Raw genomic sequence first — 14,413 nt, 5'->3', positions numbered from 1 at the left:
CGGTGCTCACTCGGCGAGCACTTTTTTTAACAGCACCAGCAAGGTTTCCGCCGTGTAGGGCTTGTTGAGAAAATGCTTCACCCCACCGTCCTGCCCTGCGGACAGACTGCATTGGGCGTTGAGCCCGCTCACCCCGATGATACGCACGGACGGATTGATGCGGCGCAGCGCGGCAATCAGCATGGGGCCGTCCATCGCCGGCATCATCATGTCGGTGATCACGACGGCCACCTCCCGGCTTTGAAGGACGTAAATCCCCAGCGCCTGCACCCCGTCCTCGGCCGTGATCACACGATAGCCAAACGCTTCCAACGTATGTTTCATGATGTCGCGGATCGAACTTTCATCATCCACGACTAGCACCAGTTGGCCTTCGCCCGATGGAGCCGAATCCATCGCGCCTTGCGCCGGAGCCTCCGCTTCTTCCTCCACTTGGGCGGGCAGATAGACGCGAAACGTCGTCCCCTCGCCCGGCTCGCTGTGAACAGTCACGAAGCCTTCGTGGCTGCGCACGATGCCCAGCACGGTCGAAAGACCGAGCCCCGTGCCCTTGCCCAGCTCCTTCGTGGTGAAAAATGGATCGAATATCCGGTCCAGAATATTCTTGGGGATGCCGCAACCCGTGTCGGCCACTTCGATCAAAACATAGCTGCCGGCGGTCGCACCCGGATTCATCGCGGCAGACTGCTCGTCGAGTGTCGCGCATGACGTCTTCAGCGTGAGGCAGCCCCCATCGGGCATGGCATCGCGGGCGTTCACGCACAGGTTGAGGAGGACCTGGTTAAGTTGAGTCGGATCACTCACGACCGGCCAGAGATCGGCGCCGAGGCTGCTCTCCAGCCTGATATTTTTCGGGAAGGTGCTTTCGATGATGGCTTCGACTTCGTTGATGATGTGCCGCACTTGAATCAGCACGCGCTGGCCGTCGACACCGCGTGCAAAAGAGAGCACCTGGCGCACCAGGCTGGCGGCGCGTTTCGCGCTCCGCTCCATGTTGTCGATCATCTTGGCCGTCTTGGGGTCGATGCTGTTGAAGCGCAGCAGCTCCACGCCCATCATGATCGGGGCGAGCAGATTGTTCAGGTCATGCGCTATGCCGCCGGCCAGCGTGCCGATGCTTTCCATGCGCTGCGCCCGCAGAAACTGCTGCTCCAGCGTTTTCCGCTCGGTGATGTCGGCGATCACCGAGATGAAGTATTTCGCCGCGCCCTGATGATCGCGCAACAGCGTCGTGACCACGCTCACCCAGAACACGGCGCCGTTCTTGCGCAGGTAGCGTTTTTCCGCGGAAAAATCCGTCCGCGCGTGGCCCAGCATCTCCAGGCGCGCCTGGTCGCCCGCCACGCGGTCTTCATGCATCGTGAGTTCGATGAAGGTGAGGCGCAGCAACTCCTCCCGCGGATACCCGGTGATCTCGCAGAGCTTGTCGTTCACCCGCAAAAAGCGTCCGTCCACGCCCACGTGCGCGATGCCCACCGCCGCCTGCTCGAAGGTCGCGCGGAAGCGTTCTTCGCTCTCGCGCAGGCTCTCCTCCATCCGCGTGCGCTCGGCGATGTCCTTCTGCAACGCCTGGTTGCTCTGCTCCAGTTGCAGCGTCTTTTCCTCCAGTTTCCGAATGAGCGTCTCGCTATAGATTTTCAGCGTGTCCTGCTCGCCGCCGACCGAGTCGAAATGCGTCACGGGCTGCGCCACCGCCGGGGCGGATTGCACCGTGCGAATGCGCGTCAGAAAATCCTCCGGCTCCGCCGGCTTCAGAATAAACGCGTCCGCGCCGAGACTGAACGCCAGTTTCTCGTCCTGCTCCTCCGTATAGGTCGCCGTGTAAACGATGAAGGGAATCAACCGCAGTGCGGCATCCGATTTCCAATGTCGCAGCAGCGTGTAACCGTCCATCACCGGCATGAGCAGATCTGACACGATCAGCTCGGGCGGATGCTGGCGCGCCTTGACCAGCGCCTCGGCACCGTGCCGCGCCGTCTCGACCTCAAAGCCGTGGCCGGTGAGCAGCGCCTGCAGGTAATAAACATTCTCCTCCTTGTCGTCGACGATGAGAACGCGCGTCATGATGGGGGTGTGGACGAAGACGTTGGACCGACGAAGCGTTCGATCTCCGCCACAAATGTGTCGGGATTGATCGGTTTCTCGATGTAGCCGTTGCAACCGGACTCCAGTGATTTCTCCCGGTCGCCCACCATCGCATACGACGTCACCGCGATGATCGGCGTGGCCTGCAATGCCTCGATCCGGCGCAACGCCCGGGCCACCGCGTAGCCGTCCATGCCGGGCAGCTGGATATCCAGCAAGACGAGATCGGGCCGGAGCGTTTGCGCGAGTTCGACCCCGCCCGGACCATCGAACGCAGCGGTCACGTTGTATCCGTTTTTCTCCAGCAGAAACGTCGCGAGGTAGCGGTTCTGCTCGTTGTCTTCGATGAGGAGGACGTTGCGGCTCATGACTCTGCTTGGGGTTGAAGCGGAAGGGTAACCATAAAATCGCTGCCACGAGACCACTCGCTGGATGCCGTAATTTCGCCGCCCATCAACATGACCAGCCGGCGGCAGATAGCGAGCCCGAGTCCCGTGCCTTCATGCTGGCGCGAGAGCCCCGTGTCGATCTGGCGGAACGGCTGGAACAACGTGGCGAGGTCGTGCGGCTTTATGCCGATGCCAGTGTCCGTCACACGCAGGCGCACCGTCGAGGCAAGCCCTTCGACGTCGAGCTTCACCCTCCCTTGGTCGGTAAACTTGATGGCGTTGTTGAGCAGGTTGATCAGCACCTGCTCCACCCGCCGCCGGTCACCGGTCATCGCACCCGGACCCGGCGGGAACTGCACCACCAGCTCCAGGCCTTTCTTTTCGGCCAGCGGCCGCACCGAGGCCGCCACGCGCTCAACCGACTCGCGCAAATCAAACGGCTCCGCGCGCACCTCCAGCTGGCCCGCCTCGATCTTCGAGATGTCGAGCACGTCATTGATCAACTCGAGCAGGTGCCGCGCACTGCCGCGCACCATGCCGAGTTGTTTGGTTTGCTCGGCGTTCAGCGGGCCGGCGAGCCCCTGAAGCACGATGCCGGTGAAGCCGATGATGGAGTTGAGCGGCGTGCGCAGCTCGTGCGACATCGTCGCGAGGAATGCCGATTTGAGCCGGTCCGCCGCCTCCGCCCGCACCAGCGCCGCCCGCAACTCATCGGTGCGCGCCACGACCTTGTGCTCCAGGTTCACGTTGAGTTCCCGCAACGCATCCTCCGCTTTTTTCCGCTCTGTGATGTCGATCGACAGCACAAAGATGCCCTCCGGCACCGGCTGGCATCGCACGTCAAACCACCCGCTTGTCCCGTCCATGAACCGGAACTCGATCTCATCGTGAAGCGCCACGCGCTGCTCCAGACAGATCTTGAGCATCGCAAAAACCGGACTGTCCTCGATGCCCGGCCACGCCTCGGACATCGTCCGGCCCAGCAATTCCGCGTTCGGCCGGCGATTTTGAATGGCCGCCGCGTTGTTCAGATAAAGATACCGCCAGTCGTGCCCGAGCAGCTGGCACCCTTCCAGAATGCTGTCGAGCGTGCTGCGGTAGCGTTCTTCGCTCGTATGCAACGCCTCCTCGGCACGCTTGCGCTCGGTGATGTCGATACCCACGCCGACCAGGCAAAGCCGCCCTTCCGATTCCACGCGCCGCCCCGTGAAAAAATACGGCGTCTTGCCGCCGTCCTTCGACAAAAAGGGCGCCTCGATCGAGGACTCCCCGAGTCTGAACACCTCACCGATGCGTTGCTCCAGGGCGGGCTTGTCCTCCGCTGCAAAAAAATCGAGCGGCTGCATGCCCGCGAGTTGTTCACCCGAGTAACCCGAGACGCGTTCAAAGTTGCGATTCCACCGCAGGAACCGCCCGTCCATATCGTAGAAATACAGAATGCCCGGCATGCTCTCTATCATCGTGTCCGAGAACCTCCGCTCGTTCTGCGCCCGCAACTCCGCCGCATGGCGTTCATTCTCACGCGCGAGGTTTGCCAGCGCGAAGGCGATGTCGGTGGCAGCTTCGTTTAAGAGTGCCATTTCCTTGTCCTGAAAAAAATCCTTCTCGTCGGAGTAAACGCTGAGCACGCCGCCCACCTGATCATCGACCCGGATCGGAATCGCCACCGACGCCCGAAACCGGCGGCGGATCAACTCCGCTCGCCATGGGCTCGTGGCCTCGTCGTTCAGCATGTCGTTGCAGACATACGCATGCTTGCTGCGAAACGCCCGGCCCGACGGTCCCATCCCCTCGGGCCGCTCGTCGGCATAGACCTGGATGTTTTTGATGTAGTCGTTTTCATCGCCCGCCACGCCCAGCGGCTCCAGTCGCTCCGTCTCGGGATTACGCCAGCCGATCCAAGCCAGCCGGAACCCGCCCTGCTCGACGAGCACGTCGCACACCCGCTTGAAAAGCTCCTCACGCACCGGCAGGCGGACGATCGCCTGGTTGATGTGTCCCAGCGCTGCGTTGAGGCGGTTGAGCCGGCGGATTTCGCGCTCCTGCTCACGCAGCGTCGCATACCGCGACTCCGCCGTGCCGAACGCATACCGCATCAAAAGCAGCAGCAAAACCGACGTCACCGCCACAAAAGCGCAGCCCTTGTAAACACTCAGCTCAACCAGCCGCGCCGGATCTGCCACCCATAAACCCAACGCCCGGTCCGACAAAAAAATCCACAGCGTCGCGACCACCGCATACACGCCCGTAATCCATCCCGCCGGTGAACGCAGCCGGCGTAATATCCGCATCGTGGGTCCGGAAGCGCTTACAGGCATGCCACGCCTCCCCTCGCCCGTTTCTTTTTCATCCGACCGCAACACTGCGATACGTTCATGGGCATGAACTTGAGCATTCCCGACCTCGCTGCGGATTTCGAGCCGAAACCTTCAGCTCACGATAATTCGAGGATCAACGTCTCGCCCATTCGCGCCGTCACGCCGAATACCTCGCGCAACAATTCAGGCGTCAGCACCTCGCGCGGTTTTCCCACCGCCCTCACTTTTCGCCCGCTCAACACGACCACCAGGTCCAGGCAATGCGCCACCCGCAGGTCGTGCAGCGACATCACTACCGTCGTGCCCACCTCCTTGAGTTCGTTGGCCAGCATCAACACTTCCAACCCATGCCGGGGATCGAGCGATGCCAGCGGTTCGTCCCACAACTGCAACTTCGCCCCCGTCACCAGCGCCCGCGCCAGCATCACGCGCTGACGCTCCCCGCCCGACAACTGGTTCACCGGACGCTCCGCCAGTCCCATCAAATCAAACCGCGTCAGTGCCGCTTCGACGCCCGTATCGTCATCACCGTGCGCGTAGCGCCCTTGCTGCACGACCGCGCGCACCGAAAACCCAAACTCAAATCGCGCCTCCTGCGGCACCCAAGCCAGCCGTCGAGCCCGCTCCATAATCGCAACTTTTTCCACCTTCACCTCCCCCCACGATACTTCACCCGCCGACATCGGCAGCAACCCCGCCGCCGCCTGCAGCAACGTGGATTTCCCCGATCCATTTGGCCCGACCAATCCGACCAACGCCCCGCCCGGCAGCTCCAGACTCACGTCCGTCAACCGCCCCGCCACGCTCACATTTTTTAATGTCAGTGCGTTCATCGATTTAGACCTTCGTCACAGAGCCAAGCCAGAGGCTGCACCGAGTTCCACCGAGTCCCATCCCTCCGAACTCTGTGAAGCTCTGTGCTCACTCCTTCCGCCTCTGTGAAACAACTCCGATATCTGCGCCCATCTGCGCAATCTGCGGTTAAAAAATTCGTTATCATCGTCGTCATCACGCGCGCCTCCTCAACAGCCACAGAAAAAACGGTCCGCCGATCAACGCCGTCACGATCCCCAACCGCAGCCCGCCACCGAGCCGCCCCACCAAATCACACCCGAGCACAAACACCGCGCCACCTACCAGACACAGCGGCACCAACCGCCGGTGTTCAGGACCGACGATCAACCGTAACCCGTGCGGCACCACCAACCCCACAAAGCCCACGATGCCCGCCACAGACGTCGCCGTCGCCGCCAGCACCGTCGCCAGGGCCAGCAACACGCGCCGCAACCGCTTCACATCCACGCCCAGACTCTGCGCCTCCGTCTCACCGAGACTCAGCAAATCCATCTGCCGCCCGAGCGGCCACAACACCGCCGCCGCCACCAGAATCGGCAGCGCAGCCAGCACGTGCAACCAGCTGCGATCTTCCAATCCGCCGAGCAGCCAGAATAGCAGCTGCGCGTTGCGTTCCCACAACGCCACGCCGTGCGACAACTGGTAACTCGTCACCGCGCCGAGCAACGCGTTGAGCGCCACGCCGGCCAGCAACAAGCGTTCGCTGCTCGCCCCTCGCTTCGCCAGCACCAGCACCGCCAGCGTTGCCACCACCGCGCCCGCCACCGCCGTCAACGGCAGCACCCAGAGCCCCGCCAGCGTCCAGCCCCACACGATCGCGGACACCGCGCCCGCCGCCGCGCCGCTGCTCACGCCGAGCAGATCCGGGCTCGCCAGGCTGTTTCGAAAATACGCCTGCATGATCAACCCGCCCGCCGCCAGCGCCGCGCCCGTCAACACGCCCGTGATCACCCGCGGCAGTCGCAGATCCAGCAACACCGTCCGCGCCAATTCATCCGCGCCCGTCAATCCGGCCCACAACTGCGCCCATGAAAATTCCAGCTCGCCCCAGCCCAGCGACACGAACACCAGCACGATCAACACCGCGCCCAGCGCCGGCAGGACCCAGCGTTGTTCGCCGCGTCGCGTCACTTGAACACCTCCGGATGCAACCCGCGTGCGAGCCGTTCATACGCCTCGATGCGATGATGCGAAACGCTCGCCAGCAATGCCGAGGGCAACACCACCGCGCGCCCGTTTTTCACCGCCGCGACATGCCGATACGGCAAAATTCCCCGCAGCGGCGCCAACGCCTCCTCCACCGTTCCCTCACCGCCCAGCACCACGGCATCAATCGGCCACACCAGCATTTTCTCCGACACTTCCGGCGCGACGCCCTTCATCCCGCCCAACGTCGTCGCCAGATTTTCCGCCCCCGCATGATCACACAAATCTTGAAACGTCGTCCCCGCCCCCGACAACAGCCCATACGTCGAGGCGTTCACCACGCGCACCGGTTTCACGCCCTTTAACTTTTCCCGCAACCGCGCCATCCGCGCCTCGCACTCAGCGATTAATTCTTCCGCCCGCGCCTCGCGCCCGAGTTCCTTCCCAAGCGTCCTTAAATTTGAATACACATCCGCCAGCGTCGCGTAACGATCGAACACGATCACGCGCACACCTGTCTTTTTCACGTTCGCGACGAGTTCCGCGCGGCTGTAATCGGCAAACAGCACCAGTGTCGGTTTATAGCGCAGGATCGCCTCGCTGTCGCCCGCCGAGATGCTCGGATACGCCTTCGCCTGCTCTGCCACTGAAGAGAACTCCGCCTGCTTTGAGATATGGCTCAGCGCCGCGATCTGCGCCGGCTCGGCCAACGCGATGAGCAGCTCATCCGTCCCCACCGTCTGCGAAACCACACGCACCGGCGTCACCGCGTGCGCGAGCTCCGACAGACAGATAAAGAGAATGAGCAGCCGAATCATGGGAGCACCTTAGGGTGTTTTTATGAAATAAATTAGGTCGGCGTGAGTGGGAAACGGGGTTCGGCCAAGGCGGCCGAGGTGGAGGCGGGCCAGAGGCCCGTGCCACCGAGGCCAACGCCGGCCCAATCCTGTTTCCCGCTCACTCGCAGAGTTCGACGCCCTAAGGTATTGCATAAACACACCCTGATTAGAACTGCACCGAAGCCCCAGTATAAATAAAGCGGCCCAGTCCCGGATAATACGAATCCGTGCCAAACGACGTGGACGCATACGACACCGTGGTGCGGTCGAAGATGTTGTTCACGCCCGCATACACGCTCCAGTTTGTCGTCGCCCGGAAGGTGATCTTCGCATCGAACACTTCCTCGGATTTCACCTTGGGCGGATTCGTCGTCGCGTAGAAATCATCCATGTAACTTTCGCCCAGATGGCGGTGCGTCACGCTGAGCGTCCAGTTCTCGACCGGCTTCACGAACACCGTGTTGGTGAGACGCCACTCGGGCACCTGACGCAGCGGCCCGGTCAACACCGTGCCCGCGCCTTTAACGAGGTCCGCGTCCACGAAATCGATCTGCGAACGGAAGCCCGCGATCTTCGCCGTGTAGCCGACATTCGCCTGCGCGCCCACGCGACGCGTCTCGGGCAGATTCTGGTTTTGGAAGACGGGGAAACCGTTGAAGAAAATCTCGTCCTCGGTTTTCAGATAATAAGTGGAGACGCCGCCATTCCAGCCGTCGCGCTTCACGTTGGCGCCGACTTCGAAGTTGTCGCTCGTCTCGGGCTTCAGATTCGCATCGAAGAAAACCGGCGACGGGAAACCCTGGTAATATGCCATCTCGTCGGTCGCGGGGAAACGATAGGTGCGGTCGTATTTCGCATAAAAACGCAGCGTCTCGGTCGGACGGTAGTTCACCGCCAGCTGCCATGCATCCGCCGTGTCGCGACGCTCGCCGGTATCGTTGACCACGCGCTCGCGGGCCTCGGTTTTATTCCACTCGTGGCGATAGCCTGCTGAGAAAGTGAACTGCTCGCTCGCTCGCCATTCGGAGAGCAAATACGGGCTCAACACGAAGCGTTTCACGGTGCTGTCCACCGGCGTGGTGCCGACCACGTCAACACGGTCGTGGTTCACATCGATGCCCGGCGTGAACGTGAAATCATCCGTCGTGATGCGCAGTTTTGGTGCGAAGAAATAACCTTCGAGATCGCGGTTGTATTGGGTCGCGAACGGGAGGTCGGCAAACGCGTTGAAATACTCGTCAGCCAGACTCACGCCGGCGTCGGTGAGGAGTTTAACCGGGGCATCCGCCGCGCCGTATTCGTTGCTCACGGCGATGCGGCGATATTCAGTCGTGCCGTTGCCGATCGATGTGCCAATCTGCGTCGGGTCCTGATCCAGCTGAGCCTTCGTGAGCGCGCCGGGCTGATCGAACTCAGTGTCCTGATACGACAGATTCAAGCGCGTGACAGAGTTCTTCTGATTGTCGTAACCGAAGCCGAGCGTCGCATATTTATTCTCGTAACCCGAGTGATCGCGATAGCCGTCCGACGTATCGTAACCGCCCGAGAGCGTCGCCCACGCCTTGCCCACACGCTCGGTGTAGCCGCCGGAAATTTTAAACGTGCCCTCGCTGCCGACGAGCACCTGCGCGCCGCCACCGCTTTTCGCGGGAGCACCGAGCGTGTTGATTTTGATGACGCCGCCCACGGCGTTGTCGCCGTAGAACGCGCCCTGCGGACCTTGGATGACCTCGACCGACTCGATGGACTGGAGGTTGAACTGGAGCCAGTTGAACTGGCCTTGGTCGGGACGATTCGTACGGATGCCGTCAAGGAGGACGAGCGTGCGGCCGTTGCCGATCGCGCTGGAGCCGCCGGTGCCGCGCAACGAGATGTTCGCGCTGGTCGGGCTGCTCACGAAGGAATTGAACTGCAAGTTCGCCTGGCTCTCGAGCAGGTCGATGAGATTGGTCGCGCCGCTCTCGCGGATCTGGTCGCGCGTGATGACCTGCGTGTAGGCAGGGACGTTGAGCGGATTTTCCGGCACGCGGCGCGCGGTGACGACCACCTCGGGCAATTGGATGGGCGGATTATTTTTATCCGACGCGGAGTCGACGTCAGCGCGCAAGGAAACGAGCGGCGCCACAACGGCGCACGCGAGGAAAAGGCGACCCGGAATACGGGCGCGCAAAGAGCTGTTCATAGGAAGTCTGCTACTGGCCAAGGCAAGAGCAGGCCCCTTCCGGAAAATGTAGCCGGGGTCGCTGACCCCGGTCCGAAAAAGCAGCTACTCTCACGCTTCATTTTTGCGATGAAGGAAACGTCCCGCTGCGCGCAATCGCATCGAGACAGGTGAGACTCCGCAAAGAGGATGTTCGGACTCCGCATATGTGGCCCGACCTCCTGCGGCCCAAGCCGGTTTGTAACTTAATAAGTTACAAACGAGCCTGGCTGACAGGGAGTCGTGCGTCCTCGCCCCTCGCCTTCACCGAGACTCGCGTCTCGATTGGCTTTGGACCCGTGCGCCTGAAGGCACGGGTTGTGGGTCTGGATTGATGCGATACCGCAGCGCAACTGTGGCCGGTTCTCACGGCCTTCTCCGCCTCTGCAAAGTGATTAAAAAGAACGACGAACCACGCGGAAGCTGTTGCCCCGTCCTTCGCGAATCAAGCCCCAATCCATAAAACATATCAACACATCCGCATACGAGGATATGTTTCTTGCATTTACCGCGCCATTGCGTTCCCTTTTTTGCGTTAAACCCTCTCAAGCCATGTCGTCAGCCTCGCCCAAAATCTCCTCCGCCGAAATCGATCTCCGCCGCCTCCTCTCCGAGCGCGTCGCCATCATCGACGGCGCGATGGGCACGACCATCCGCTCCTACAACATCACCGAGGAGCAGGCCCGCGGCGACCGCTTCAAAGACGCCCCCAAGGATCTCAAAAACAACGGCGACATCTACTCGCTCACCCGCCCGACCGAGATCGGCGACATCCACCGCCGCTTCCTCGAGGCCGGAGCCGACATCATAGAGACTAACACTTTCTCTGCTACCAGCATCGGCCAAAGCGAGTTCTTCATCGAAGACCCCCGCGAGCACGGCGGACGAAAAGATCCCGCATTCTACCAGGGCGTGATCGAAAACAAATTTCTCCAGGAACTCGCCCACGACATCAACTTCCAGTCCGCCCGCCAGTGCCGCGAGTGGGCCGACCGCATCGCCAACGCCACCGGCCGCCGCCGCTACGTCGCCGGCGCCATCGGTCCGCTCACGGTTTCCCTCTCCAACTCTCCCGACGCCGACGACGCCGGCTTCCGCGTCATCACGTTCGATCAGGTCAAAGCCGACTACCGCCGCCAGATCCGCTCCCTCATCGCCGGCGGCTCCGACCTGCTTCTCGTCGAAACCATCTTCGATTCCCTCAATGCCAAGGCCGCCCTCGTCGCCATCGAGGAAGTCTTCGCCGAGGACAACATCCGCCTCCCGCTGATGATCTCCGCCGCCGTCGGTCGCGGCGGCGAGACCATGATCTCCGCGCAAACCGTCGAGGCGCTCTGGAGCGCCGTCCGCAGCCATCAACCGCTCTCCATCGGCCTTAACTGTTCCATCGGCCCCGACCTCATGCGGCCGTTCCTCGCGGAACTCGCCGAGAAAGCCCCCGACACCTTCATCTCCGCCTACCCGAACGCCGGCCTGCCGAATCCGCTCACGCCCACCGGCTTCGACCTCGAGCCCGCCGACATGGCGCGCTACATGGGCGAATTCGCCGACAGCCACCTGTGCAACATCGCCGGCGGCTGCTGCGGCAACACCCCCGAACACATCGCCGCGATCGCCCAAGCCCTCGCCCCCAAGTCCCCACGCAAACCCATCGCCACCCGCGTCCCCTCCTCCGTTGTAGCCGGGGTCGCTGACCCCGGTCCGAAATCCCCCGTCGCCTCCGCCGCCGATCTCTCAGCTATCAACTCTCAGCTATCAGCGCTCCCACTGAAGCTGTCCGGCTCGCTTCCCTTTACTCAGCAGCTCGGCTCCTACTTGATGGTCGGCGAACGCACCAACGTCGCCGGCTCCCCCAAATTCGCCAAGCTCGTCAAAGCCGGAAACTACGAGGAAGCCGTCTCCGTCGCCCGCCAACAAGTCGACAACGGTGCCAACGTCATCGACGTGTGCATGGACGACGGTCTCATCGACGGCGTCGCCGCCATGACGCGCTTCCTCCAGCTCATCGGCTCCGAGCCCGAGATCGCCAAAGTCCCCATCATGGTGGACTCCTCCAAATGGGAGGTCATCGAAGCCGGCCTGAAATGTCTTCAGGGCAAAGGCATCGTAAACTCCATCTCGCTTAAAGAAGGAGAAGCCAAATTCCTCGAGCAAGCCCGCGCCATCCTCCGCTACGGTGCCGCCGTCGTCGTCATGGCCTTCGACGAAAACGGACAAGCCGCTTCCTACGCCGAAAAAATCCGCATCTGCGAACGCGCCTACCGCCTCCTCGTCGATCAGGTCGGTTTCCCGCCCGAAGACATCATCTTCGATCCCAACATTCTCACCGTCGGCACCGGCATCGAGGAGCACAACAACTACGCCGTCGATTTCATCGAGGCCACTCGCTGGATCAAAGCCAACCTCCCCCACGCCAAAGTCAGCGGCGGCGTCTCCAACGTCTCCTTCAGCTTCCGCGGCAACAACCCCGTGCGCGAAGCCATGCACGCCGCGTTCCTCTACCACGCCATCAAGGCCGGCATGGACATGGGCATCGTCAACCCGTCGATGCTCGAAGTTTACGAAGAGGTTGAACCTGAACTCCTCGTCCTCGTCGAAGACGTCATCCTCAACCGCCGCCCCGACTCCACCGAACGCCTCGTCGAATACGGCGAAAAACTCAAAGCGTCCGCTTCCGGCACCAAAGCCGAGGACACCAAGGTCGAGGAAACCTGGCGCAAGGGCACCGTCGAAGAACGCCTCTCGCACGCCCTCGTGAAAGGCATCGACCAGTTTATCGACACCGACACCGAGGAAGCCCGCCAGAAATACGGCAAGCCCCTCACCATCATCGAAGGCCCGCTCATGGACGGCATGCGCGTCGTCGGCGACCTCTTCGGTGCCGGCAAAATGTTTCTCCCGCAGGTCGTCAAAAGCGCCCGCGTCATGAAGAAAGCCGTCGCCTACTTGCAGCCCTACATGGAGGCCGAAAAAGCCGCGCTCATCGCTTCCGGCGGCGTAGCCAAAGCCCAGGGCAAGATCATCATGGCGACCGTCAAAGGCGACGTGCACGACATCGGCAAGAACATCGTCGGCGTCGTCCTCGCCTGTAATAATTACGAGGTCATCGACATGGGCGTCATGGTCTCGTGCGAAAAAATCCTCGCCGCCGCCAAGGAGAAAAACGCCGACATCATCGGCCTCTCCGGACTCATCACGCCGTCCCTCGACGAGATGGTCCACAACGCCAAAGAAATGGAACGCCAGGGTTTTAAGATCCCGCTCCTCATCGGCGGCGCCACCACCTCCGCAGCGCACAACGCTGTCAAAATCGCCCCGCACTATTCCGAACCCGTCATCCACGTGCTCGACGCCTCACGCGTCATCGGCGTCGTCTCCCAACTCCTCAACCCCGACAACAAACCCGCCTACGTCGCCGACATCCGCGCCAAGCAGGAAAAGTCCCGCTCCGACTTCGCCAACCGCCGCGAACGCAAACCGCTCCTCTCAATCGAGACCGCCCGCGACCGCGCCCAAAAGTTCGACTGGGCCGCCATCGACATCCCCAAGCCCGCCTTCCTCGGCACACAGGTTTTCCGCGACGCCTCCGTGAAAGAACTCCTCGAAAAAGAGTTCATCGACTGGGGTCCGTTCTTCAGCGCCTGGGAACTCCACGGACGCTACCCGCAAATCCTCACCGACGAAGTCGTCGGCGTCGAAGCCACCAAACTCTTCAACGACGCCCAAGCCCTCTTCGAGCGCATCATCGCCGAGAACCGTTTCCAGCCGCAGGCCATCCAAACCTTCTGGCCCGCCAACAGCGTCGGCGACTCCGTCGAAATCTACACCGACGAATCCCGCACCGAGGTTCTGCACACCTTCCACTTCCTCCGCCAGCAACAGGAAAAACCCGCCGACCAGTTCAACCACTGCCTCGCCGACTACATCGCGCCGAAGTCCAGCGGACGCCCCGACTACCTCGGCCAATTCGCTGTCACGGCGGGACCGGGAGTCGAAACCTTCTCCCACGAATTCAAAGCCGCCGGCGACGACTACAACGCGATCATGGTGCAAGCGCTGGGTGACCGCATCGCCGAAGCGATGGCCGAGTTCTTCCACAAAAAAGAACGCGACCTCAGCGGCTTCGGCCTCACCGAAAACCTAAGTCCCTACGACATCATCCGCGAAAAATACCGCGGCATCCGTCCGGCCCCCGGCTACCCCGCGTGCCCCGACCACCGCCACAAACCCCAAATCTGGAACCTCGTTCCGGTGGAGCGCGAAATCGGCATCAACCTCACCGAAAGCTGCGCCATGTATCCCGCCAGCAGCGTGAGTGGTTTCTACTTCAACCACCCCGAGTCGAAATATTTCGCCGTCGGAAAGCTAGGTAAAGACCAACTCGAAGACTACGCCACCCGCACCGGCATTCCCCTCGTCGAACACGAACGCTGGCTCGGCTCCTACCTCGACTACGACCCGAGCTAAAACGCTCATCGCAGACATTACACAACCCTATCAATAGCTAGATCTAGCTATACGATCGACGTATCCAAAAGTTCGGAGTTTTTGCAGATTGATCACTTGTAAGCGCCATCGGGG

Annotated in this window: 8 protein-coding genes; 1 reads left to right on the top strand and 7 read right to left on the bottom strand. The window is 61.8% G+C overall.

Translation table 11 applies throughout. The features are described from left to right. Positions 1 to 6: 6 nt before the first annotated feature. From FPL22_RS13355 to FPL22_RS13325, 7 genes are all read right to left on the bottom strand, one after another. Positions 7 to 2,064, bottom strand: a complete 2,058-nt coding sequence (locus FPL22_RS13355; protein WP_144230904.1) for an ATP-binding response regulator — start codon at positions 2,062 to 2,064, stop codon at positions 7 to 9. Then, the gene (locus FPL22_RS13350; protein ID WP_144230903.1) at positions 2,061 to 2,453 is read right to left on the bottom strand and encodes a response regulator; all 393 of its coding nucleotides are present in this window, start codon (positions 2,451 to 2,453) and stop codon (positions 2,061 to 2,063) included. The genes FPL22_RS13355 and FPL22_RS13350 overlap by 4 nt, the downstream gene beginning before the upstream one ends. After that, positions 2,450 to 4,717 (bottom strand): PAS domain S-box protein, encoded by a 2,268-nt coding sequence (locus FPL22_RS13345; RefSeq protein WP_162525311.1) that lies wholly within the window; start codon positions 4,715 to 4,717, stop codon positions 2,450 to 2,452. The genes FPL22_RS13350 and FPL22_RS13345 overlap by 4 nt, the downstream gene beginning before the upstream one ends. A 191-nt stretch (positions 4,718 to 4,908) precedes the next feature. Beyond that, entirely contained in the window at positions 4,909 to 5,625 is a 717-nt protein-coding gene (locus tag FPL22_RS13340; protein ID WP_144230901.1) for an ABC transporter ATP-binding protein, read from the bottom strand. Positions 5,626 to 5,800: 175 nt separating this feature from the next. Then, the gene (locus tag FPL22_RS13335; RefSeq protein ID WP_144230900.1) at positions 5,801 to 6,778 is read right to left on the bottom strand and encodes a FecCD family ABC transporter permease; all 978 of its coding nucleotides are present in this window, start codon (positions 6,776 to 6,778) and stop codon (positions 5,801 to 5,803) included. After that, positions 6,775 to 7,611 (bottom strand): ABC transporter substrate-binding protein, encoded by an 837-nt coding sequence (locus tag FPL22_RS13330; RefSeq protein ID WP_144230899.1) that lies wholly within the window; start codon positions 7,609 to 7,611, stop codon positions 6,775 to 6,777. Before FPL22_RS13330 ends, FPL22_RS13335 begins: the two co-directional genes overlap by 4 nt. Positions 7,612 to 7,798: 187 nt before the next feature. Beyond that, on the bottom strand, positions 7,799 to 9,814 hold the full coding sequence (locus FPL22_RS13325) for a TonB-dependent receptor (protein ID WP_144230898.1): 2,016 nt from the start codon (positions 9,812 to 9,814) through the stop codon (positions 7,799 to 7,801). A 570-nt stretch (positions 9,815 to 10,384) separates the two neighbouring features. Here FPL22_RS13325 and metH point away from each other — a divergent pair. Further along, positions 10,385 to 14,299, top strand: coding sequence for a methionine synthase (gene metH / locus FPL22_RS13320; protein WP_144230897.1), 3,915 nt, complete (start codon positions 10,385 to 10,387; stop codon positions 14,297 to 14,299). The last annotated feature ends 114 nt before the right edge of the window (positions 14,300 to 14,413 follow it).

It is taken from the genome of Rariglobus hedericola (assembly GCF_007559335.1).
Taxonomy (GTDB): domain Bacteria; phylum Verrucomicrobiota; class Verrucomicrobiia; order Opitutales; family Opitutaceae; genus Rariglobus; species Rariglobus hedericola.
The sequence above is the reverse complement of the archived record's forward strand: the minus strand, read 5'-3'. Positions and strand labels throughout refer to the sequence as shown.

Bases quoted from the DNA above. Each gene is read 5' to 3' on its own strand.
- FPL22_RS13355 (WP_144230904.1), bottom strand. From the start codon at position 2,064: ATGACGCGCGTTCTCATCGTCGACGACAAGGAGGAGAATGTTTATTAC.
- FPL22_RS13350 (WP_144230903.1), bottom strand. From the start codon at position 2,453: ATGAGCCGCAACGTCCTCCTCATCGAAGACAACGAGCAGAACCGCTAC.
- FPL22_RS13340 (WP_144230901.1), bottom strand. From the start codon at position 5,625: ATGAACGCACTGACATTAAAAAATGTGAGCGTGGCGGGGCGGTTGACG.
- FPL22_RS13330 (WP_144230899.1), bottom strand. From the start codon at position 7,611: ATGATTCGGCTGCTCATTCTCTTTATCTGTCTGTCGGAGCTCGCGCAC.
- FPL22_RS13325 (WP_144230898.1), bottom strand. From the start codon at position 9,814: ATGAACAGCTCTTTGCGCGCCCGTATTCCGGGTCGCCTTTTCCTCGCG.
- metH (WP_144230897.1), top strand. From the start codon at position 10,385: ATGTCGTCAGCCTCGCCCAAAATCTCCTCCGCCGAAATCGATCTCCGC.